Source organism: Amycolatopsis sp. lyj-84 (assembly GCF_046549075.1).
GTDB lineage: Bacteria > Actinomycetota > Actinomycetes > Mycobacteriales > Pseudonocardiaceae > Amycolatopsis.
Genome location: NZ_JAJPWO010000010.1, coordinates 246,994 through 268,059 on the forward strand (window position 1 = coordinate 246,994; position 21,066 = coordinate 268,059).

The window sequence follows — 21,066 nt, forward strand, 5'->3', positions numbered from 1 at the left end:
CGCATGACCGGAAACGCTCGCACATTTTCGAAGCTGTAGCTCTTTGACCAGTCATGGGGCCCGGCCTACGGCTGCCGGGCCCCATGACTACGACTTTGGGGAGATGTCGTGCGCCTGAAAAGCTCCGCGTTGGCGGCCGTCCTGGCCGTCTCGGTACTCGCAGGACTGATACAACCGTCCGCGACGCCTGCACCACACGCAAAGCCCGCTGCTTCGTCGATCGCATCGGACAGCTCGGAGCCCTCTGGTCCGACTGATCCGCAGAACGAGCATTACCGGGAGTGGGATGGCGTCACCGGTCTGCCGGATTGGGGTGACCCCCGGTTCCGGCAGATCGTGGTGGACAACGCGGAACTGGCGGAGGACCAAGAGGTTCGTGAAGCCGCATCGGCCGCGCTCGCCGCCGGTGGCACCGAACCGCTGATGGCATTCCTCGGTGTCGGGCTGAACGAGGCGAAGCAGCGAGCCGCCGCCCGCAAAGCGGAAGTCGCGAGGCAGGACTTGGCGGCGGTGGTGCCGATGCGCGGCACCGGCGGTCCGTACTTCAACGCCGAGGTCGAGAGAGTGCTCGGCGGAACCGACTCTGATCGACGGTTGTTCCTGGCCTACGGCAAGGACGTCGCCAAATACCGGGACGACCAGGTCACGCAGGACGCGCGGACCCGCGCGGACGCGAACCGTTCGCGGGTACAACTGCTGGTCGGTGCCGGCGGCCCCGCGGTCAAGGTGGCGGCACAGCGGGCGCTCGACGCGGGTGATGCCGCGATCACGGAGTTCCTGGCCAATGGCTACCTGGTGGCGGCCAAGGCCGATGCCGACGCACGTGAACAACAGATCAAGGACGAGGAAGCCCGGACAAAGGCCGCCGAAGAACTATCCGACCTGGCCCAGAAGGCGGCCAGGGCGGCTCAGGCGCGCCGCGCCATCCTGGCCGCACACGGAAACGGCGTCAAGGCGCTGGAGCGGGCGTCCAACGCGCTGGTGTCAGCAGGCACGGAAGCACGAACGGCCGCGCAGATCCTGGCTGCCAACAAGGCGGGTGGCCAGCACCCGGTCTCAGCTTTCGACAATGTGAAGGCCGAAGTCGCCCGCCAGCTGGGGTATGCGCGCCAGGCCGCGACCGAGGCTCAGCAGGCTTCGGCGACGGCGACGGTCCAGGCGAACGTGCTGGTCGAGGTCGGTCTGACCTACGGCGTGCAGTGGGCACGGATGGCCAAGGCGATGGCAGACGCGGCGAACGCGACGGTATCGGCTTCGGAAACCGCCCAGCACGCGATCGACTCGACGGCTTACACCGATCAGGCGCGTAACGCACAGGAGGAGGCCGAACGGCACGCCGAGGAAGCGCGGCAGTGGCGTCTGCACGCCGAGGAGCACGCGCGGGCGGCCGCACAGATCGCCGAAGCCGCGCGAACGCAGGCTGAAGCGGCGAAGGATGCCGCAGTACGGACCAAAGCCGCGCGCGTTGTGGCCGAGCAGGCGGAAGCGCGGGCGTGGGCGGCAGCCGAGCGGACACGGAACGCTCGGATCACGGCGGAGCGGGAAGCGGAGAAGGCTGCGGCCGCGCGCGCTACGGCCGAACGAGAACGCGCGAACGCGAGCGCGGCCCGGGGCCGGGCGGAGAGACATGCCGCGACCGCCCACACGGCCCGCAAGGAGGCCGATCGCCAGGCGGGGATCGCCTTGGGCGCACGTAAAGACGCCGAAACCCAGGATGGCATCACAGCAGACCTCGAAACCAAAGCGAAGGACGAAGAGGGGCGCGCGGTCCGCGCCCGTGATCGTGCCTATGCGGCGGAAGCCGCGCAGCTGGCCGCTGACGCACGCGCGGCCGCTCTGGAATCGGGGGCCGCGGCAGCGAGTGGTGGTGCTTATCAGCAGCCTGCTCGCGACGCCGCGAATCGTGCTCGAAACGATGCGACCACGGCGCGAACCGCGGCAACGACGGCCCGGGGGCAGGCGGACATCGCCACCGGGGCCGCAGCCGGCGCGCGTGCCGCGGCGACCGAAGCCACCCGTGCGGCCGCACGGGCTCGCGCGGCCGCACAGGCAGCGGCGGCAGCGGCGGCCCGGGCGAACGCGGCAGCGAACCGCGCGGAAGCCGAGGCTGACGCGACTCACGCGGCAGCGCTGCAGGCGGATGCGGCCGCGGCTGATGCGACGGCCAACGAGGCACGGGCCGCGGAGGCTTCCAGGGCGGCAACTGCGCTCGCGGAGCAGGCCGCGTCGGAAGCTCTTCAGTCGTTGATGGCCGCGGACCGGACCAAGGCGGAGGCCGACGCAGCCGCCGCCGAGGCTGTTTCAGCTGCCACACAAGCAAATCTCGCGGTGCGGGCGGCGACGGCGGCACGGTCTTCCTCACAGGCGATCACGGAACCGGCCAACGCCGCGATCACCGTCGCGACGCCGTTCAGCGGTGAAGACCTCGCCGCTGATTTCATCGTCCAGGTCGCCAACCAGGCCAAGACCGTGGGTGCGGAGCAGGCACAGGCCGCGCGGGACCGGGCGAATGAGGCGCTCGCGGCGGCGCAGGCCGCGGCCGACGCCGCTACCCGAGCGTCCGGTGAAATCAAGCCCGCTTACGATGCCGCAGCCGCCGCGGCGAAGTCGTCGGCGGACGCGGCCCGATCGGCCGCAGAAGCCCAGCAGGCCGCGGCGGACGCAGCCGCCGACGGTGCTGCGGCTCGCGCCGCCGGAAGCCGGGCTGCCCAGGCCGACGCGCAGGCACGCGCTGACGCGGTTCTGGCCAGGAAGGCGGCCAACGCGGCGAGCAATGACGCGAGGATCGCCGGACGCGCGGCGTCGGCCGCGGAAGGGGACGCCGCGGCAGCCCGGTCGGCCGCGACTCGTGCCGAAGGTGACGCGCTGGCAGCGAGAAACGCGGCTAGCGCGGCTGAAGCGGACGCGACCAAGGCCGAAGAGGCAGCTGCCAGTGCGCAGCAGCACGCGGACAACGTCGCGACGTCGGCGAAAAACGCGCTGGATGCCTCGGTCGAGGCGTCCAAAGCGGCTGACCGGGCCGAAGAGGCTCAGCGCCTGGCCGATCAGGATGCCCGCGACCGGGCCGCCCAGGAGGCCGCGGACAACCGGCTTCCGTTGCCTGTCGGGGACGCCAGCCAGGAAATCGACTACGGCCACGGCCTGGTCCTTCATGTGGACGGCGAAACCGGCATCGTCTACCTCAACGGTGTCGGCCTGGGGAAGGACTCCCCCGAGCTACGGCGACTCATCCCGATCCTGCTGAGGCTTCTCGCCGAGGAAGGAGACGGCGACAAGTACTTCCCTGTCGACTATCCCTACGCCGACCCGCGAACCGGCATCTTCTACCTGCTCGTCGACGCTTGTGGCGAAGAATCAGGGCTCTGCAACAGCAACTTCGAGATGCAGTTGATGGCCATGAGCCTCGGTGGAGCGGATCCCGCAGGTAACGAAGATCCGATGGCCTTCGTGATGCTGGCGGCCTTCGCTGACTTCGCCGTCAGCGCTGGTGGACGCTGGGGTGTTAAACCACCGCGTGGCGTCCCCGCCGGGGTGCCGTGCAACTGTTTCCCCGCCGGGACGACCGTCGCGACGGACCACGGTCAGGTGCCGATCGAGAGGATCGCCGTCGGGGACCGTGTATGGGCGCGTGATCTCGACACCGGACTGTCTGAGCTTCGTGGCGTCGTCGGCCTGTTCTCCAAACACGCCGACGAGATCCTGACGATCACCACCGCCGGAACGTTCTTGCGGGTCACCCCCGAGCACCCGTTCTGGGTCGTCGGAAGGGGATGGACCACTGCCGGGGAACTACGGGTCGGAGACCGGCTCAGCACCCTCGCCGGCGCCGAGCAACCGATTACCGGCATCACCAGGGCCACCGGCACGACCACGGTCTACAACTTCGAGGTCGAAGGCGACCACAACTACTACATCACCGATGCTCAGTTGCTGGTGCACAACTGCAACCTCAACTATCACGAGGCCGCGGGCGGGCACGCGATCAAGAAACATGTCGGCAAGACCAATTCCCAGCTTGCCGCACGAAAGATCCCGCGGTCGTCGACCTTCAACGACATGCCGACGGCGGAACGCGTCACACAGGCGAACCTCGACGCCAATGCCACGGCCATCGCCAGCTGGAAGCAAGGGGCCGCTGCCGGGACGTTCAAGAGATTCTCCGCACCGGTCTCGGGTGATGTCGGCCGGATCTGGGTCAAGGACGCGCAGGGTGTGGAGAAGCCGAAGAGGGTCATCACCGAGTTGAAGCGGGACGCGAGCCAGCCTGACGGTTACATCATCTGGACCTCGTTCTTGGACTAGCGAGCGGTATGCCACGGTTGAGGGGGACGCGTCCGCGTCCCCCTCAATGCCGGATCGACAATGTCGCGTAGGGACGGAGCACGATGATCGTGAAGTGCCGGGTCGAGGAGGGCGGGCAGCGGGTCCAGCCCGCGTACGGGCTTGAATACCTCAGCCCACCGATGTTCCGGCTCACCAAGGGCCGGGTGTACGAGGTCTACGCGGTGGCGCGGTTCGATCAGGCGCCCGCCGTTCTGGTCAGAAACGACAATCGGTCACCGGAGTGGTACGCGATGAGCGTCTTCGAGGTGGTCGACGGTGCGCTCCCGATTGGATGGAAGTTCGGCCAAGGTGCCGGCTACGAGGTGCTGTTCGGCTATTCCGAGCTGGCCGATCGTCCCGAGGAGATGCCGGAACTCGTCGAGCTGCGGCAGGAGGCATTGCGGAACTTCGCGCGCCAGGTGCAGGCGCGTACCAGCGAGCTCGCGGTCGACGCGACCCCGACGTTCGGGACGGTGTCAGAGCTGGGGAACTACTTTCACCAGGACTACGACCTTCTTGCCGATACCCCGCTCGGTGTCGTCGAGCATTTCGTCCGTAACGAACCTGCTGAGAGCACGGCCCGGCTCCTGGCCGAGGTCGAGGCATTGCTGGCAGCCGGTCTCGATGAGGTCGCGGCCCACAGGATCTGGATGATCGAAGGATGGGCCAGCTACGACCCCGCCGACGATGACCTGTCGTACGTCGACTGGTTCGTGGTGATCCGAGACCTGCTGAAAGGCTGAGGGCGAGCCATTCGTAACCGGAAAACGTCAGAGACTGGTCGAGGCTGGGTCCGCCGGCGTGCGGCGATGGTGTCGATCGCGGTTCTGGTCGTTGCCGGCACACTTGGTGCCGCGTTCATCCCCAAGGTGGCGAACCACTTCGGCTACGCCCTGCCGGGCGAGAGGGGACTTCCGTACCAGGTCCACTACAACGGCAGGGACTACCGCAACGTCCTGACGTGCGCCGGCGCGCGATGGTGCGAAGACGAAAAGACCCCCGAACAGCGAACGTGGTCCTACTGCACGCCCGGCTCAGGGGAAAGCGTTCGCGAAACGGGACTGGTGAAGGTCGATGACGTCTTCACCCTGTTCGGATCTTCGCACGTCGTTTTCACAGCCGGCGTCGTCCCGCGGGGAAAAACGGCGACGAGAGTCATCGTCGAGGCTTCTCATGACTGTTACCTGACATACGACCTGGTGGGCGGCCCGTAGACCTATCGCCTCGGGCCCCGTCGCGCCGTTCGCGAACAGGAGCCATAACGCGGGGTTCGCGAACCCATGCCCGAGCGGTGAGACGTGACGGAAGTACTGACGAGAAGCATCCACCCTCGCGTCTCCGTCTCCTTGCTTTTGACCTCCAGGGGAAAATAGGACGCCGCATGGCTGGATTCGCTGTGCTGGATCACTTCGTCGAAGAACCATTCGGATCCGATGATGGCCAGAATCGCTGAACTGCCCGCGAGCGCCATCCTGAGCGAGGGCGCGTCGAGGATCCTGAACGCGTGGATTATCGAGTAGCCCGTGACCCCGTATTCATCGTAGTTGATCTCTCCCGCATGCAGGGCGAGCCGAAGGCGCATCTGCTCTTCATGCGGATGAGTCGCGTTGTGTCTGGCCAGTTCCAGCGCGAGGGTATAGGGAAGAGAGTCGGCGAACAGAGCCTTTGGCGTCTCGGCGCGAGAGAGGATCAAGATGCCGTCGCCACGGTCTTCGCGATGACAGGAGTGCCAGGGAATTCCGGCGCCTTCGAACGCCGCCCGCATCGCTTCGTAGAGCCCGCGGCGGATGCGCACCCGGTTCGCGTTGCTGCGGTGATGTTGCCCGAACCCCTCGATGTCGACCGCGACGATCGTGCAGTGGATCGCAGCCCGGCCGACCGACTCTCGAGCCACCGAGCGGCCGACGTCGAGACTCAGTGTCACCGGCGACCGCGGGACATCGTCCGGCATGGCGGTTTCGGGTTCCTGAGGCGATCCCGCCGCCAGCACGTGGCCGCCCGCGATGGGCGGCTCAGGATGGGCATCGAACCCGTATTGACCAGGAGTCGGCATCTGGTTTCCTCCCCGTTGACGTGCAGCATCACTGCGGTGCCACCACCGAGAAGCCAGACGTCGGACTGGGGTTGACGGGCCCTCGCGACCACGACATGCAGCTTGACTGGCGGCTGAGCTTGCCAGATCGCTTTGAACGATAAGGTGGAGTTACACTCCCCGGCTACGGTGACCGGACTATTGTGCGGTTACCGTAACCGTGCACATGAACCAGCTCGTGCATCTCGGGTGACCGAACCCGAAGGGAGGAGAAGTGCCACCACCGACATCTCCGGTGGTCGCGGCCTGGGAGCTCGCTCTTCGGCTCCGCGAACGCCGCGACCAGTTGAACGTCGACGTCAAGACCATCACCGCCGCACTGGGCTTCTCGCGCAACTACTGGTCCGCCGTCGAAAACGAACGCAAAATTCTCTCTGAAGAAAGCCTGACCAGGCTTCTGGGGCTTCTCGAGTTCGACGACAGCGAGCGACAGGAGTTACTTGATCTGCGACAACTGGCCAAGGAACGGGGGTGGTGGACCAGGTATTCCAGCTTGCTGGGCAGCGAGATTCAACGCATGTACGGTCTCGAACTGGGCGCCCAGGGGGTCCGCGACTACGAAAGTCTGATCATTCCCGGACTGCTGCAGACCGCGGATTACGCGAGGGCGATCATGACGCCGGCCGTCGTTCTTCGCCAAGTAGAAGTCGACCAGAGTGTCGAGGTCCGCTTACAAAGGCAGCAGCGACTCACCAGTGAAAATCCACTTCACGTCACTGCGATCATCAGCGAAGCCGCACTTCGACAGCAGATCGGCGGACCGGCCATTTTGCGTTGCCAGCTCGACCATCTTGCGGGCATGATCGAAGATCATCCCGAACGGATCAAAGTCCGCATCATTCCGTTCAGCACGAAAGCATGTGGACTTTTCGGTGCGTCCACCGTGCACATGATCGATTTCGACAACCCGAGATTGCCCACCGTCGCCTGGCAAGAAACAGTCACAAAATACGACATCATCGATGACTCGACGCGGATCCGCGATTTGACAATGACATACAGTGACGCATTCGGGCAAGCCCTGGATGAGCAACGATCACTGGAAATGATTCATCACTATGCCAGGGAACTAGATTGAACGACGCTAAATCACCATCGACAATGAAGACCCGAGGAGGCTGGTTCAAGAGCAGCTACTCAAGTGCCACCGGCAGCTGCGTGGAAGTAAAATTGCTGAACGATTCCATCTTGCTGCGCGACAGCAAGGACCGCTCGGCGAATCCGCCGACGATCAGGGTCAATTCTGAAAGTTGGAGCTTCTTTTTGGATTCTCTCAAAGAGAGCTCGGCGACGAAGCCCGCCTGATTTCGCACAGGCGGTCATCTTCGCAGGCTACCGTGGGCGGATGCAGACAGCTGCCTGGCAGGGACCGCCCCACGACATCTTGGGCCACCCCGTACCCATCGAGCAGTTCGTGGTCAGGACGGACGACACCGTCGTCGCGCTGCAGCACGCCCTCGCCTTTCGCGAGGGCTGCTGTTTCACCTTGCAGGTGGCCGTCCGGCGGGGGTCAGCGGACGAGACGACCTGGAAGAGCCTGACCGACAGGCACTCGACAAGAGGTTTCCCGCCCGAACCGACCGACGCCGACCTGAAATTCGGAGTCCGCTTTCCCGACGGTTCGAAGGCGACCACGGTCGGCAACTCCTTCCACGGCTGGGCGAACCCCGCCGAACGACCGGATTCTCCCAGGCTCGTCGACGCGGGCGGCGGATTCAGCAGTGACGACCGGTACTACCAGGGCGATCAACGCCTCTGGCTCTGGCCGCTTCCGCCACCCGCCCCCTTCGAGTTCGTCATCGAGTGGCGAAAACGGGGAATCGGCGCCACTCCTGCGGTTCTCGACGGAAGTGCCGTCATGCACGCGGCGGAACAGGCCCGGCCATACTGGCCTCAGTCATAGCCGGTGCCATTTTTACCCGTGTCAAGAGTGCTTCACCCTATCGTGTGCACGGCGCAGGCGGGCCCTGGCATTTCATCGATATTTCATCGGCGCTCATTAGCGTTCGGCCCGCAATTCGACAGTGGGGAGAAACCGATGAGAAGAGCCAGATTCCGCTTACTCACGACCGCCGTCCTGTCCGTCGTCACCCTGGCGAGCGCGATCGCCGGTGCCGGGGCCGCGCAGGCGGCCGCCCGGCCTGACGGCGCGTGCGGGCCGGTCATGTTCGTCGTGCCGGGGTACCAGGACGGAGGCGCCTTCAAACTGCTGGACCGCGCCTTCTCGCCGGGCGGCGCCGACCCGGTGCGCATCCCGTACCCGAACAGCGCCGGGGACATCAACCTTTACGCCGACGTCGACGCCGGTGTCGCCAACCTCAGGACCGCGCTCTACAACCTCTACGTCACCTACGGCTGCGACCTCGACACCAAGGTGTACATCGTCGGGTTCAGCCTCGGCGCCCTCGTCGCGGGCACCGTACTCGAGACCGAGCCGCCCGGGCGCAACATCCAAGGCGTGCTCTTCGCCGACGGGCGGCGGCAGCCCGTCGAGTCGAACTGGCCGGGTGACCCCGGCGGACTGATCGGTCACCTGCCCGTTCCCGGCCCCGGCGGCGCCGGTTTCCGGCCACTGGACTCGTTCCGTTACCCGACGCTGAGCCTGTGCAACGGCCCCAATTCGGGTGGTGGCGCGGATTTGATCTGCTTCGGCGGCACGAATCTGGACAGCTACTTCAACTCGCACCCGTTCTACAGCTTCGACGTGCGCGCCGAGCTGAGCATCCACGGCGAAGGCCCGTACCCGTTCAACCTTCGCAACCGCGTCATTCCGTAACCCACCGCCGCACGATCACCGGTGCGCCGGCGGGGTTCACCCTGCCGGCGCACCAGGTTGCGAAGCCTTCCGAGGTTCTGCCCGCGGGGACAAGGCGGCTCGGACCTTCGGGCACCTCTGCGCCACGACGGCCTTTCGAAGCAACCCCATTCCGGCCCTGACGTCTTCCGGACATAGCTTCGAACAAAGGCTGCGAGAGGGGAACCGAAATGGAATTCACCGCCAAAAAGACCGTCAAAATGGCCATTGTGGGCGGGGCGGTCGCCGCCACCGCGCTGCTTTCCGCGTGCAGTGGGAACAGTGTCGCGGGAAATGGTTCTCCGGTGAGGAACGCGGCGGAGACCGCGGCCGTCGAGCAAGTGCCGGAAGGCGGTGGCCAGGGGGCGGCCACCGGCGGTTCCGGCGCCGCGGCGAACGGCGACGTCGACTGCAGCAAGTACGGGGGCCCGGTCGGCGCACCCGGCCGGACGAAGATGGACCTCATCGCGGTGGCCGCCACCGACGGCACCAAGCCGGGCTGCACCGAGGCGTTCACCGTGATCGCCGAGTACTACCAGAAGTTGCCGCAGGCCGAAGGCCCCGGCGAGCGGGTGCTCGACGTCCAGGGGAAGTGGACCTGCGCCCGTCAGGCGGGCTCCGCGGGCGAAGAAGGCGCGGTGGTCTGTGGCGTGCCCAACAGCTCCCTGCAGCTGGAAACCAGGCCCTCCGGCGGGGCGCCCGAGGGACAGGTCCGCAAGTTCCCGAACTCCACCCAGCGGGTGCAGTTCGCCGGGTACGACGCCGGTACGCGGATGGTCCGCTTCGAGCTGGTCACGCACCAGGACTCGCCGGTCGACGGCAGGACCTACCGGCTTCCGCTGCAGAAGGGCGGCGAGGTGTTCAGCGCGGCCACCCTGTGCCCCAGCGACTCGGTCACCATCGACGACCAGGGCTTCGGCAGCCGGCCGTGCGGTCAGGAACAGCTGATCCAGCAGTTGAAGGACGGCAATCCGGTGCTCGCGCAGATCAGCGTGAACGGCGACGACCGGATCAGCACGGTCAAGGAGATCTACCGCCCCTGAACCTGGGACAGCGAACGGCCGGCAGCCGGACTGCCGGCCGTTCGCGCATATCGTAAGCATGCGCGTATCATCTGCGGGTGCAGCCTTCTCGGGCTGAAGTGCCATGAGGAGTGAGCATGATCAGGAGCAGGTGGATCGCCGGCCCGGCGGCGGACGTCGCGGGGGACGTACTGGTCAGCGTCACCGAGTTGACGCTGGACGACTTTCGACGAACACCGGGCGCCTACCGGGCCGGCTACGCGCTCGGCCGCGAGTGGCCGCGCCTACCCGGCGCGATCGGCCAGTGGTTGTGGGCCGAACCGCTGCGACGGCGACTCGGGTCGGTCTCGGTATGGCATGACCGCAAAGGCTTGCGCGGCTTCGTCGGGCTCCCCGCGCACGTCGAGATCATGCGGAAGTACCGCGACCTCGGCACCACCCGCGCCACCACGTGGCACGCCGCCGACCTCGATCCGCAGGTCATCTGGCGAACGGCGGACCGGTGGCTGAGGGATCGCGCCTAAGCGCCGCCTCATTCGAGTCCCCTCGCTTTGGTATGCCAAAGTGAGTCGCCGGGACCTCGTCGAGAAAGGTGCTCTCCGTGTTGATCCGTGACGTCCGCCCGTGGGGTGGACAGCACAGTGACGTCGAAGTGGCCGATGGCCGGATCACCGCGGTGCGGGCGCACGATCCCGCCGCCGCGCCGCCGCCCGGCACGGTCGAGGGGCGCGGGCGGCTGCTGTTCCCGTCGTTCAGCGACGTGCATGTCCACCTGGACTCGACTCGCGTCGGCCTGCCGTTCCGGCCGCATACGGGCGCGCCGGGCGTCTGGGCGATGATGCTGAACGACCGCGAGAACTGGCGTGACGCCGAGGTGCCGCTGCCCGAGCGCGTCGCCGGGACGCTGGAGCGGATGATCGCCAACGGGACCACCCGGGTGCGCACCTACGCGCAGGTGGACGTCGACTGCCGGCTGGAGAAGCTCGACGCCGTGCTCGCCGCGAAGGAGCGGTTCGCCGGGCACGCTGACGTCGACGTGATGGCGTTCCCGCAAACCGGGATCCTGCGTGAGCCCGGCACCGTGGACGTCCTGGAGGCCTCGCTGCGTTCAGGCGCCACGGTCGTCGGCGGGATCGACCCGTGCTCGCTGGACAAGGACCCCAAGGGACATCTCGACGTCGTTTTCGGCCTCGCCGAGAAGTACGGCGTCGAGGTGGACATCCACCTGCACGAGCCGGGGCATCTGGGCGTGTTCTCGACCGATTTGGTGATCGAGCGGGTCCGCGCGCTGGACATGCGCGGCAAGGTGACCCTGTCCCACGCGTACGAGCTGGGCTCGATTTCGGAGTCGGTGAGCCGCCGCCTGATCGACACTTTCGCGGAGCTGGACATCGCGATGGCGACCGTCGCGCCGTCCGTCGACGGCCAGCTGTCCCTGGCGGACCTCACGACCGCGGGCGTGCGCGTCGGCCTGGGGGAAGACGGCCAGCGGGACTACTGGAGCCCGTACGGCAACTGCGATCTGCTCGACCGCACCTGGCAGCTGGCCTTCACGCACGGCTTCCGCCGCGACGACCTGATCGAAATGGCGCTGGCCGTCGCGACGATGGGCGGCGCGTCGATCATGCGCCACGACGTCCCGCGGCTGGCGGGCATCGCCGACCGCCCCGGCGTGGCCGTGGGCGACCGCGCCGACCTGCTGCTGGTGGACGGCGAAACCCCGACGAGCGCGGTGATGGACCGCGGCAAGGACCGCACGGTCCTGCACGACGGCGTCGTCGTGGCGGACGGACTGTCGGTGGTGGACCTCTGATCGACCCGGACGGGTGACGGCGGCCCGCCCCCAAGGAGGGAACGGGCCGCCGTTCAGGCTGTTGTCAGCCTTCGTACGAGCCGTAGTCGACGATGTTGCCGTGGTTGTAGCAATCGCCGCCCCACAGCCAGGTTCCCGGTCCCACCGTCGGTCCGTAGACCCGGTGGCCGTCCGAGCACTTGGTGTAGGCGCCGCTGCGGCCGTAGTCGACGAACACGGTGGCGTTCCAGGCGACGCCGTCGTAGTAGGTGGTCGTCCACCTGCCCACGTGACTGGTGCCGACCTCCCCGCCGATCGCCGAGTGATGCTTCACCTCGGTATCGGCGGACGCCGAGCCGGCACCTGCCAGCAGGATGCCCCCGGTGAGTGCGACGGCCCCCGCCGCCACCGCGATTCCGCGGATCCCCACGTTTTTCATTTCCCCTCCAGTGATCATTTCCGATTTTCGAGAGCGAGAGCCGCGTGAAGCACGGCACCCGCTGTCACCTGTCTAGTGCGCCGGCAGTGTTCTGTGCCGGGGAGTGGACAGCGAACGACAAACTTCCGGACAATGGGGAAAAGCAGACACCTGGGGGGTGGCTGATGCCACGACATGAACGTCCATTCGTTACGGAAGAAGATTCGTTGTCACAGTTCGCGGGGGATCTGCGACGGTTGCGTGAGAACGCCGGAAGCCCGCCGTACCGGGAATTGAGCAAGCGGGCCCACTACGCGGCGAGCACCTTGTCCGACGCGGCGGGTGGCCGGAAACTGCCGACTCTGGCGGTGACCTTGGCCTATGTCCGGGCATGTGAAGGTGACGTCGCCGAGTGGGAGGAGCGCTGGTACGGGACCGCCGCGATGAACCGTGTCCCGGAGACCGAGGAAATCGACGAAGAGATCCCCTATCCGGGTCCCAACGCTTTCGGGGCGCACCAGGCCGACTATTTCTTCGGCCGCGACCGCCTTGTCGAAGAATTGTCGCGCCACGTCACCGAACGGCGACTCCTCGCGGTTTCCGGCGCTTCGGGATCCGGCAAGTCGTCCTTACTGGCGGCCGGGCTGATCGCGGCGGTCCGGCGATCCGGCCGGGATCGGACGATCCTGCGGTTCACTCCCGGGCCGCATCCGCTCCGGGAAAGCGCGATCCAGCTGGCCGCGGTGAGCGGCGGATCGGCGGTCCGGCTGCACGGGGAGCTGACGGCGGATCCGGCGGCGTTGCATCTGCGTGTCCGTCAGCTCCTGGCAAGGCGGGACGAGGACGCGGAACTCCTGCTCGTGGTCGATCAGTTCGAAGAGGTCTTCACCCGCTGCCGGACCGTGGAGGAGCGTGACGCCTTCGTCGCGGTGCTCCTGCACGCCGTCCAGGAGCCGGACAGCCGGACCCGGCTCGTGGTGGGTGTGCGTTCGGATTTCATCGGACACTGCGACAGGTGGCCCGCGCTCGCCGCGGCGCTGCGGCCTGAAAACCGGGTCGACGCCGGGCCGATGACCGCTGAGCAGCTGCGCTCGGCGATCATGCGCCCGGCGATCGCCGCCGGGCACCAGCTGGAAGGCGCGCTGGTCGCCACGGTCATGGCCGAGACGGCGTGCGGGCACGGCGTTCTCCCGCTCGTCTCCCAGGCGATGCGCCGGACCTGGCAACGCCCTCACGGCGCCACGCTCACCCTCGCCGCGTACCAGGCTGCCGGCGGGATAACGCGTGCCCTGGCGGACACAGCCGAGGAGGTCTTCGGCGAGTTCGACGAGCTCGGGCGACAGCAGGCACGGGACGTGTTCGTCCGGCTGACCACGCTGAGCGCCGAAGACCACGACACCCGGCGGCGCGTCCCCGCGCACGAACTCGAGCCGGCCGCCGCGCCGGTGGTCGCCCGGCTGATCGACGCCAGGCTCGTGACCGCGGGTGCCGACGGGCTGGAGCTCGCGCACGACGCGCTCATCCGGGAATGGCCGCGGCTGCGGAGCTGGCTGTCCACCGGCCGTGGCGCCCTGTATCTGCATCGGCGGCTGACCGAGGCCGCCGGGGTGTGGGAGCGCGCGAACCGCGACCCGGCGCCGCTCTACCGGGGCAACCAGCTCGATGAAGCGATCGAGTTGGCCGGAGGGACGAGATTGACCCTCCGGGAACACCAGTTCCTCGACGCGAGCATCCAGGCCCGCGAAGAAGAGACGGCCCGGGCGCACCGATCCGCGTGGCGGCTTCGACAGCTGGCGGCCGCGGTGGTGGTCGTGAGCGGACTGGCCGCGGCCTCGGTCGCGCTGGCCGTCCGGGAACGGAGACAGGCCTTGGCGCTCTGCTGGTGACCGCGTGTCGCCGAAGCCAGGACTGGGCAGGGGCGAAGCTGTAGCATCACCGGAGCCAGCAGATACGGTCGCCACGGTCGGCCGGATCGCTGTTCCGCTCTTGGGAGGTAGCTCGATGTACAGCCCGTCCGCCCGGTCCTTTCCGGTGTCGCTGACCCCCGGTGACCCGGTCCGGGAAGCGGTACTCCAGGCCGCCACCGCACGACTCGACGAGTACTTCGGCGATCGTGTCCGGGTGGAGGTGGAACAGCTCGACCGCGTCGGGCCCTGGGTGTTCCTGCAAGGGACGATGCGCGGCACCGAAGCCGGCCGTCCGTACTACGACGGCACCGTCTACGAGGCACGCCGGGCCGACGGCGTCATGTCCGACGTCTATGTCGCCCTGCTCAAGAAGCGGGACGAGGCGGCCGCCGACAACGACGCGCGGTCCTGGCGCTTGTCCGACTACGCCATCGGCCCGACGGACGTCGCCTGGCTGACCTGGGCGGACGACCACGAAGCGCCGCGGACGTTGTTCGGGTTCTGACTTCGGCACAAGCTCAAGCCTCGTGAGTGGCGATTCGGGTTCTGGTGGACCTGTATTTGCCTACCCACTGGCTCCTGATGTCATCTCGGTGGCTTGTAGCGCTTGTTCTGGATGCCGATGTGGGCGAGTGGGGAGGATTTGAGACGTTCAACGTCCCAAATCCTCCCCGCTCGGCTGCCGTTCGCGAGGTTGCGGGGGTGGCACGGTCTTGATCAACGGAGGATCGGGGACGTTGAGTGTCCCCGATCCTCCGTCGATCAAGTACCAAGACCGGAGCGACCCCTCGACGATGAAGGAATCGGGACACTCAACGTCCCCATTCCTTCATCATCAAACATCCTCCACACTCGAACGTGCCGCGGTGAGATTCCGGTGTCATCGAACTCCGAGACCTGAGCGACCCCCTCGACTACCGCACACCATCTTCGCCCTGGTCACGCGTAGGTAGGCAAATACCGGTCCGCTCTAACCGTCCCTACCACTCACGAGGTGAAGCGGATCAGGTCGGCGGGGTCAGGATTTTGACGAGACCGCCACCGCCACCCATGCTGATCTTCTGGGAACCGTCGGGGTTGACGTTGTTCGAGCCGATGAACTGACCATCGCCCGCGTACAGCACGACGTGCCCGCCGTTGTTCGAGATGACCACGTCGCCGGGTTTCGCCTCGGAGAGCGGGACCGACTTCCAGCCGTCCGCTTCGAGGTTGGCCGTCAGGCCCGCGACGGAGGCACTGGCCTGGCCCTTGTCGATCAGGCCGGAAGCCTCCAGGCAGCCGGAGACGAAGTTCGCGCAGTTGACGTTGTTGGGCACCCAGGACTGCATCGCGGGAAGCTCACCGCTGCCCTTGAGGTCACCGGCGTTGCGCCCGAGGAACTGCTCGGCGATCTTGGCCGGGTTGTCGCCCTGCGCGTCGATCGGCTTGGCGGGCCGCCCGTCACCCTGCACCCCGGCGACGCCACCGCCGCCGCCTCCGCCACCACCACCGCCGTCCCCGCCGCCATAGCTGGGAGTCGGGCTGATGCGGGAATCGACGGGGCTGGCCTTGACGCTCGACGCCGTGGTCTGGCCGGTGTCGGCGGGCACCAATTCCAGGAAACCGTTCTCGATTTCCAGGCCGAGCGGCTTGAGGAGATCGTCGATCTGTTTCTCGGCGGCGTCCAGTACCCGCTCGATCTCGTCTTTCTTGCCGTTGGAGTCTTTTTCGTTGAGCTGCCGGAGCCGCTCGATGTCCGACGCGGCGGCGGCGATCTCGTTCTCGTCGTCGGAACTGTTCTTCCGCTTCCGGGCCGCGCCGATCAGGGCGCGATTGTCCGCGTCTTTGTCGTTGGCTTCCTGGGCGAGCTGGGCGACCTTCTTCTTGGTGTCGTCGAGGATCTCGGACACGCGCTGAAGAATGTTCTTGGCGGCTTCGGCCTTGTCACTGACCTTGTAACTGGCCTTGCCGAGCTTCTCGAGGTGGTCGGCGACGGCGTCGGCGTCCTTGCCTTCCCATTCGCGCAGCACGTCGTCGCGGAAGAGTTTGAGATCGTCTCCGAGATCGTTGGCGCGGGTGGCGGCTCCGCCTACCTTCGCTGCCTGATCGTTGACGGCACCGGCGTTGAGCTTCTGCGCCTGCTGGGCGTGCTTGTCGATGGCGTCCAGCGACTTAGGCCGGTCGTGCGCCGGGTCGTCGAGCGCACGCTGGTCACGTTCCGCGGTGGTCATCGGTAAATCCCCCTGGTCCCCGTCTTCAGTCCGATCAAGACCGCTCGCGGTTGCCGCCGAGGGTGTGGACACCCGCGGCCTCGTCGTTACGCATGCGCTGGGCGGCGTTGGCCAATGCCTGGGAAGCGGCGTCGACGAGCTTCTCGGCGGCGGCCAGCTGGGCGTTCACCCCGGTGTGGAAACCCTTCACCGTCTTACCCGTGTTGGCCGCGTTGCTCAGGTCGCCGAACGCGCCACCGGGGTCGCCGTCGCCCAGGTCCTTGCCCGTTTTGCTGAAGCCGTCCTTGAGCCCGCCGACCTTCTTGGCCAGCGCGGCGATCTGCTCTGGATCGAATCGGCGAGTCATGAGTGCTCCCTCACTTGCTGTCCCACGCTGCTCTACCGCGCAGCCTATGAGCTCACAGTCACCTGTGCGCACCGTTTCCCGAAACGCGGATGACCACATTCGTGTACACCGACGCATCCGGCCGCGCTTTGGTTCCCCACGTCGGCGGGAGGATCTTACCGCGTCGGTATCCGCATTCGCCCTGGCCGAAACGCCAGGCGCCCCGGAACCGGGAATCGGTTCCGGGGCGCCTGGTGACGGGATCGGTATCAGCGGAAAGCGGCGATGGCGCGGGCCGCCCAGTCGGAGAAGGGGCGAGGTGCCCGGCCGAGGACCCGCTCGACGTCGGGGCTGACGCGCACCTCCTCCGGCTTCGGGGAGCCGAGGATGTCCAAGGTGTCGTCGGCGAGTTCCGCCGGCATGGTCTCGGCCATGCCGGCCTTGGCTTCGGCGCGGGTGAGCTCGTGGAACCGCACCGGCGAGCCCAGGGCGGTGGCGATGGCCTCCGCCTGCTGACGCGGTGTGATCACCTCCGGGCCGGTCAGCTCGTAGACGCCGCCGGTGTGCCGGTCGTCCAGCAGGCAGGCCGCCGCGACGTCGGCGATGTCGGCCGGGTCGATGACCGGCACCCCGATGTCACCGAACGGCGCGGCGACCACCTGCCGCTCACGGACGGACTCGGCCCACCACAGGGCGTTGGAGGCGAAACCACCCGGACGCAGGATGACCCAGTCCATCCCGGACTCCCGCAGCGTGTCCTCCACCGCTCGCAGCGCGATCCGCGTCGAGCCGAAGGGCCTGGTCGCCACGCCCAGCGACGACAGCAGGACGACCCGGCGGACCCCGCTCGCCGCGGCCTGGCCGATGACGTCGGCCGGGCTGGCTCCGGCCGCGTGCAGGTCGCCGGACAGCAACAGGAACAACGCCTTCGCCCCGGACAACACGGGCTCGAGCCCGGCGGGGTCGGCCAGGTCGGCCACCACGTGGCGGACGCCGTCCGGCACCGCGGCGGCGTGCCGCGACACCGCCGTCACCTCCTGACCCGTCTCGGCCAACGCCTGTGTCAACGGCTTGCCGATGTTTCCGGTAGCCCCGGTCACCACGATCATGAACAGCTCCTCGTCCGATGTCTTCTGTGGCCGGAACGCTAGGAGCGGAGCTAACTTTTGGTAAGGACATACCTCCGGGTAAGCTCATGACATGGCGGAAGGCGCACAGCTCAAGGAGACCGGGTCAGGGCGGCCGTATGAGGTGTTTCACACCGACTGTCCCGCTCGCAACGTGGTCGACCACGTGACCAGCCGGTGGGGTGTCTGGGTGCTGATCTCCCTGCGGAACACCGACCTCCGGTTCTACGAACTGCGCGAAAGCATCAGGGGCATCAGCGAGAAGATGCTCGCCCAGACCCTGCGCGCGCTGGTCGAGGACGACCTTGTCTGGCGGAAGGTCGAACCGACGACGCCGCCCCAGGTCACCTACGGGCTGACCGAGTTCGGCCGGGATGTCGGCGAACCGCTGACGGAGCTGTTCGACCGGATCACGGCGCGGTTGTCGGCCTGAGAAACGACGCGACACCGGGCGCCCCCTAAGGCGAAGATGGTCGTGATGACCATTGACCGGCGAGCACTCGCCCTGAACTCCCTGTACGGACTCGCCCTCGGCGACGCTCTGGGTTCCCAGTTCTTCGTCCCCGACAATCGTGACGCTTGGGAGCGGCGGCAACCGCCGCCAAGCCCCTGGCAATGGACCGACGACGCCGAAATGGCGTGCTCGGTTTTCGCCGTGCTGACCCGGACCGGCCACGTCGACCAAGACCTATTGGCCGCGAGCTTCGCGGCGCGCCACGACTTCGACCGAGGCTACGGACCGTCCATGAACCGGATGCTGCGGCTGGTCCGCGAGGGCGGCTCGTGGCGCGAACTGGTCGCGGACCTGTTCGACGGACAGGGTTCCTGGGGCAACGGCGCCGCCATGCGCGTCGCGCCGCTCGGCGCTTGGTTCGCCGACGATCCGGACGAGGCCGCGCGCCAGGCGGCGCTGTCGGCCGAGGTGACCCACACGCATCCGGACGGAGTGGCGGGCGCGATCGCCGTCGCGGTCGCCGCCGCGCTGGCCGCCGCCCCCGAGCCGCCGTCGCCGAGGGACTTCCTCGACCAGGTCCTGCGACGGGTACCCCCGGGCCGGGTGCACCACGGTGTCTGGGCGGCCCGGGGCCTGGCCCACGTGCCGTCGTCCGCGATCGCCGTCCACGAACTCGGCAACGGCCGCTACACCGGCGCCCACGACACGGTGCCGTTCGCGCTGTGGGCCGCGGCACGGAACCTCGACGACTACGAGCAGGCCATCTGGATCACGGCGGGCGCGGGTGGCGACGTCGACACCACCTGCGCCATCGTCGGGGGCATCGTCGCCGCCCACGTCGGTGTCGACGGGCTACCGCCCTCCTGGCGGGCCGCCTGCGAGCCCCTCCCGGACTGGGCGGGCGCCGTCGACGGCTAGACCAAGCCGAGTTCGCGTGCCCGGACACCCGCTTGGAAACGGGACTCGGCGCCCAGCGCGGCCATCAGTTCGGCCACCCGGCGCCGGTAGGTCCGCACGCCGAGGCCGAGGGTCCTGGCGGCGGCTTCGTCCTTGACGCCGCTGCCGAGCAGGTCCAGCACCGCGGGCGCGAGACGGCGGATCTCGGAGACCCGCGCGTCGTAGACGGCGAGATCGGTCGCCGAGCGCCAGGCCGTCTCGAACAGCGACATCACTCCCTGCACGGTTTCGGGCTGGGTGATGACGCTGTAGCCGCGCCGCCCCGCGATGAGGTCGCCGGCCAGGATCACGAGCCTGCCGTCCATGATGATCGTTTCGTTGACGTCTTCGGCGGAGATCCGGATCTGCGCCCCGAACCGGTCGCGGATCCTCGCCAGCTCCTGCGCGGACACCGAATCGAGCAGCAGGCCCGCCCGGTAGATCTTGCGGATCCGCAGGTCGCCGGTCCGGCGCTCCGCCGCCGCGGTGAGCTCGTCCGACCGGCGATCGGCGACCCAGGTCGCGAGGTCGTTGGCGGCGCACGCGAGGTCGGTCACCGTCGAGAACAAGTGCCCGACCCGCCGGAACAGTTCCTCCTCGCCGTGCACGACCGTGACCGCATCACTCGTCCGCATGGGATCGATATTGCCCCACCTTCGCCGCCCGCGACCAGGTGGCAGGTTGTTGCCATTTCCTGACCTCCGGCGGGCCCGTCGCGACGCTGACGGGTATGACGAATCTCCGCGACAGCACTCCCCCGGCCACCTGGCGGCTCGGTGACCGCACGGTCGACCGCGTCGGTCTCGGCGCGATGCGGCTGACCGGGATGCCCTGGGACGAGAAGCCCAAGAGCCGCGACGACGCGATCGCCGTCCTGCGCCGGGCGATCGAGCTCGGCGTCAACCACATCGACACCGCGTCGTTCTACTTCACCCCCACGCGGTCGGCGAACGAGTTGATCAGCACCGCGCTCCAGCCCTATCCCGAAGACCTCGTGCTCACCACGAAGGTCGGAGCGGGCCGTTCCCGCGACGGCGAGTTCTCGTTCGCGCGTCCCGACCAGCTCCGCGGCCAGGTCGAGGAGAACATCCGTCAGCTCGGCCTCGACCACCTCGATGTCGTCAACCTGCGCTGGGGCGCCGGGATGGGCAAGGAACCCGGCTCGGTGGCCGAACATTTCGGCGCGCTCGCGGACCTGCGCGAGGCGGGCCTGATCCGCCATCTCGGTATCTCCAACATCGTGGCCGACCAGCTGACCGAAGCGAGGACCATCGCGCCGGTGGTCTGCGTGCAGAATCGCTACGGCCTGACCGACCGGGAGGACGACGCCCTGGTCGACCTGTGCGCCGAACACGGCGTCGCGTTCGTGCCGTTCTTCGCCGTCACGACCTCGCTTCCGGGCGCCGCTCCCGGTGCCGTGCCAGGGCAGGCCGAGGTCGCCCGGGTCGCCGCGGCTCACGACGCGACCCCGGCGCAGATCCGGCTCGCGTGGACTCTCCATCGCGGGGACCACGTGCTCGCCATTCCCGGTACCGGCGACCCGGACCATCTGGAGGAGAACGTCGCGGCGGGCGGTATCCGGCTCAGCGGCGAGGAACTGGCCCTGCTCGAAGGCATCGCGGGCGGCGTTTGACGGAGCGGGCCGGTGGGCACTCCGACCGCATGG

21 protein-coding genes are annotated in these 21,066 nt (G+C 67.7%); 15 read left to right on the forward strand and 6 right to left on the reverse strand.

All coding sequences use genetic code 11. The features are described 5' to 3' along the window. Window positions 1-108 precede the first annotated feature (108 nt). The 3 genes from ACLJRM_RS29115 (at window position 109) to ACLJRM_RS29125 (ending at window position 5,537) form a co-directional block, all read left to right on the forward strand. Window positions 109-4,302 (forward strand): RNase A-like domain-containing protein, encoded by a 4,194-nt coding sequence (locus ACLJRM_RS29115; RefSeq protein WP_410664861.1) that lies wholly within the window; start codon window positions 109-111, stop codon window positions 4,300-4,302. Window positions 4,303-4,487: 185 nt separating this feature from the next. After that, the gene (locus ACLJRM_RS29120; RefSeq protein ID WP_410664862.1) at window positions 4,488-5,066 is read left to right on the forward strand and encodes a contact-dependent growth inhibition system immunity protein; all 579 of its coding nucleotides are present in this window, start codon (window positions 4,488-4,490) and stop codon (window positions 5,064-5,066) included. A gap of 66 nt (window positions 5,067-5,132) precedes the next feature. Beyond that, window positions 5,133-5,537, forward strand: a complete 405-nt coding sequence (locus ACLJRM_RS29125; RefSeq protein WP_410664863.1) for a hypothetical protein — start codon at window positions 5,133-5,135, stop codon at window positions 5,535-5,537. Window positions 5,538-5,539: 2 nt separating this feature from the next. Here ACLJRM_RS29125 and ACLJRM_RS29130 read toward each other — a convergent pair whose 3' ends face one another. After that, complete coding sequence (locus ACLJRM_RS29130) at window positions 5,540-6,376, reverse strand: hypothetical protein (protein ID WP_410664864.1); 837 nt, start codon at window positions 6,374-6,376, stop codon at window positions 5,540-5,542. Window positions 6,377-6,629: 253 nt separating this feature from the next. On the opposite strand from ACLJRM_RS29130, the gene ACLJRM_RS29135 reads away from it, so the two are divergent. The 7 genes from ACLJRM_RS29135 (at window position 6,630) to ACLJRM_RS29165 (ending at window position 12,044) form a co-directional block, all read left to right on the forward strand. Continuing rightward, window positions 6,630-7,493, forward strand: coding sequence for a helix-turn-helix domain-containing protein (locus ACLJRM_RS29135; RefSeq protein WP_410603706.1), 864 nt, complete (start codon window positions 6,630-6,632; stop codon window positions 7,491-7,493). Between the two features lie 23 nt (window positions 7,494-7,516). Next, a complete protein-coding gene (locus ACLJRM_RS29140; protein WP_101612877.1) occupies window positions 7,517-7,720 on the forward strand; it encodes a DUF397 domain-containing protein in 204 nt (67 codons plus the stop codon). 40 nt (window positions 7,721-7,760) lie between these two features. Then, window positions 7,761-8,318 (forward strand): hypothetical protein, encoded by a 558-nt coding sequence (locus ACLJRM_RS29145; protein WP_101612876.1) that lies wholly within the window; start codon window positions 7,761-7,763, stop codon window positions 8,316-8,318. A gap of 135 nt (window positions 8,319-8,453) precedes the next feature. Beyond that, window positions 8,454-9,191 (forward strand): hypothetical protein, encoded by a 738-nt coding sequence (locus ACLJRM_RS29150; RefSeq protein WP_410664865.1) that lies wholly within the window; start codon window positions 8,454-8,456, stop codon window positions 9,189-9,191. Window positions 9,192-9,400: 209 nt separating this feature from the next. Next, complete coding sequence (locus tag ACLJRM_RS29155) at window positions 9,401-10,252, forward strand: hypothetical protein (protein WP_410664866.1); 852 nt, start codon at window positions 9,401-9,403, stop codon at window positions 10,250-10,252. A 116-nt stretch (window positions 10,253-10,368) separates the two neighbouring features. Then, complete coding sequence (locus ACLJRM_RS29160) at window positions 10,369-10,755, forward strand: hypothetical protein (RefSeq protein WP_410664867.1); 387 nt, start codon at window positions 10,369-10,371, stop codon at window positions 10,753-10,755. A gap of 77 nt (window positions 10,756-10,832) precedes the next feature. Continuing rightward, window positions 10,833-12,044 (forward strand): amidohydrolase family protein, encoded by a 1,212-nt coding sequence (locus tag ACLJRM_RS29165; protein ID WP_410664868.1) that lies wholly within the window; start codon window positions 10,833-10,835, stop codon window positions 12,042-12,044. 64 nt (window positions 12,045-12,108) lie between these two features. Here the strand turns inward: ACLJRM_RS29165 and ACLJRM_RS29170 are convergent, their stop codons facing one another. Continuing rightward, window positions 12,109-12,462: a hypothetical protein gene (locus ACLJRM_RS29170; protein WP_199193075.1), complete on the reverse strand. Its 354-nt coding sequence runs from the start codon at window positions 12,460-12,462 to the stop codon at window positions 12,109-12,111. A gap of 206 nt (window positions 12,463-12,668) precedes the next feature. Here ACLJRM_RS29170 and ACLJRM_RS29175 point away from each other — a divergent pair, with 206 nt between their 5' ends. Together ACLJRM_RS29175 and ACLJRM_RS29180 are read left to right on the forward strand one after the other, a co-directional pair. Continuing rightward, window positions 12,669-14,327 (forward strand): hypothetical protein, encoded by a 1,659-nt coding sequence (locus tag ACLJRM_RS29175; RefSeq protein WP_410664869.1) that lies wholly within the window; start codon window positions 12,669-12,671, stop codon window positions 14,325-14,327. A 115-nt stretch (window positions 14,328-14,442) separates the two neighbouring features. Next, window positions 14,443-14,853 (forward strand): hypothetical protein, encoded by a 411-nt coding sequence (locus ACLJRM_RS29180; RefSeq protein ID WP_410664870.1) that lies wholly within the window; start codon window positions 14,443-14,445, stop codon window positions 14,851-14,853. A 499-nt stretch (window positions 14,854-15,352) separates the two neighbouring features. Here ACLJRM_RS29180 and ACLJRM_RS29185 read toward each other — a convergent pair whose 3' ends face one another. The 3 genes from ACLJRM_RS29185 to ACLJRM_RS29195 all read right to left on the reverse strand — a co-directional run bounded on the left by ACLJRM_RS29185 (window position 15,353) and on the right by ACLJRM_RS29195 (window position 17,992). Further along, complete coding sequence (locus ACLJRM_RS29185; protein WP_410664871.1) at window positions 15,353-16,558, reverse strand: peptidoglycan-binding protein; 1,206 nt, start codon at window positions 16,556-16,558, stop codon at window positions 15,353-15,355. Between the two features lie 34 nt (window positions 16,559-16,592). Then, window positions 16,593-16,904, reverse strand: coding sequence for a hypothetical protein (locus ACLJRM_RS29190; RefSeq protein ID WP_101612868.1), 312 nt, complete (start codon window positions 16,902-16,904; stop codon window positions 16,593-16,595). Between the two features lie 248 nt (window positions 16,905-17,152). Then, a complete protein-coding gene (locus tag ACLJRM_RS29195) occupies window positions 17,153-17,992 on the reverse strand; it encodes an SDR family oxidoreductase (RefSeq protein WP_101612867.1) in 840 nt (279 codons plus the stop codon). A gap of 91 nt (window positions 17,993-18,083) precedes the next feature. Here ACLJRM_RS29195 and ACLJRM_RS29200 point away from each other — a divergent pair, with 91 nt between their 5' ends. Together ACLJRM_RS29200 and ACLJRM_RS29205 are read left to right on the forward strand one after the other, a co-directional pair. Then, window positions 18,084-18,443 (forward strand): winged helix-turn-helix transcriptional regulator, encoded by a 360-nt coding sequence (locus tag ACLJRM_RS29200; RefSeq protein ID WP_410664872.1) that lies wholly within the window; start codon window positions 18,084-18,086, stop codon window positions 18,441-18,443. A gap of 45 nt (window positions 18,444-18,488) precedes the next feature. After that, complete coding sequence (locus tag ACLJRM_RS29205) at window positions 18,489-19,382, forward strand: ADP-ribosylglycohydrolase family protein (RefSeq protein WP_410664873.1); 894 nt, start codon at window positions 18,489-18,491, stop codon at window positions 19,380-19,382. Here ACLJRM_RS29205 and ACLJRM_RS29210 read toward each other — a convergent pair. Continuing rightward, window positions 19,379-20,035, reverse strand: coding sequence for a DNA-binding response regulator (locus tag ACLJRM_RS29210; RefSeq protein ID WP_410603684.1), 657 nt, complete (start codon window positions 20,033-20,035; stop codon window positions 19,379-19,381). The two genes, ACLJRM_RS29205 and ACLJRM_RS29210, sit on opposite strands and share 4 nt — an antisense overlap. A 95-nt stretch (window positions 20,036-20,130) precedes the next feature. Here ACLJRM_RS29210 and ACLJRM_RS29215 point away from each other — a divergent pair, with 95 nt between their 5' ends. After that, a complete protein-coding gene (locus ACLJRM_RS29215) occupies window positions 20,131-21,033 on the forward strand; it encodes an oxidoreductase (protein WP_101612863.1) in 903 nt (300 codons plus the stop codon). Window positions 21,034-21,066 lie beyond the last annotated feature (33 nt).

Coding starts and splice junctions, on each gene's coding strand:
- ACLJRM_RS29125 (WP_410664863.1), top strand. CDS start 5,133: ATGGTGTCGATCGCGGTTCTGGTCGTTGCCGGCACACTTGGTGCCGCG.
- ACLJRM_RS29130 (WP_410664864.1), bottom strand. CDS start 6,376: ATGCCGACTCCTGGTCAATACGGGTTCGATGCCCATCCTGAGCCGCCC.
- ACLJRM_RS29140 (WP_101612877.1), top strand. CDS start 7,517: ATGAAGACCCGAGGAGGCTGGTTCAAGAGCAGCTACTCAAGTGCCACC.
- ACLJRM_RS29145 (WP_101612876.1), top strand. CDS start 7,761: ATGCAGACAGCTGCCTGGCAGGGACCGCCCCACGACATCTTGGGCCAC.
- ACLJRM_RS29150 (WP_410664865.1), top strand. CDS start 8,454: ATGAGAAGAGCCAGATTCCGCTTACTCACGACCGCCGTCCTGTCCGTC.
- ACLJRM_RS29155 (WP_410664866.1), top strand. CDS start 9,401: ATGGAATTCACCGCCAAAAAGACCGTCAAAATGGCCATTGTGGGCGGG.
- ACLJRM_RS29160 (WP_410664867.1), top strand. CDS start 10,369: ATGATCAGGAGCAGGTGGATCGCCGGCCCGGCGGCGGACGTCGCGGGG.
- ACLJRM_RS29170 (WP_199193075.1), bottom strand. CDS start 12,462: ATGAAAAACGTGGGGATCCGCGGAATCGCGGTGGCGGCGGGGGCCGTC.
- ACLJRM_RS29180 (WP_410664870.1), top strand. CDS start 14,443: ATGTACAGCCCGTCCGCCCGGTCCTTTCCGGTGTCGCTGACCCCCGGT.
- ACLJRM_RS29185 (WP_410664871.1), bottom strand. CDS start 16,558: ATGACCACCGCGGAACGTGACCAGCGTGCGCTCGACGACCCGGCGCAC.
- ACLJRM_RS29190 (WP_101612868.1), bottom strand. CDS start 16,904: ATGACTCGCCGATTCGATCCAGAGCAGATCGCCGCGCTGGCCAAGAAG.
- ACLJRM_RS29195 (WP_101612867.1), bottom strand. CDS start 17,992: ATGATCGTGGTGACCGGGGCTACCGGAAACATCGGCAAGCCGTTGACA.
- ACLJRM_RS29200 (WP_410664872.1), top strand. CDS start 18,084: ATGGCGGAAGGCGCACAGCTCAAGGAGACCGGGTCAGGGCGGCCGTAT.
- ACLJRM_RS29205 (WP_410664873.1), top strand. CDS start 18,489: ATGACCATTGACCGGCGAGCACTCGCCCTGAACTCCCTGTACGGACTC.
- ACLJRM_RS29210 (WP_410603684.1), bottom strand. CDS start 20,035: ATGCGGACGAGTGATGCGGTCACGGTCGTGCACGGCGAGGAGGAACTG.
- ACLJRM_RS29215 (WP_101612863.1), top strand. CDS start 20,131: ATGACGAATCTCCGCGACAGCACTCCCCCGGCCACCTGGCGGCTCGGT.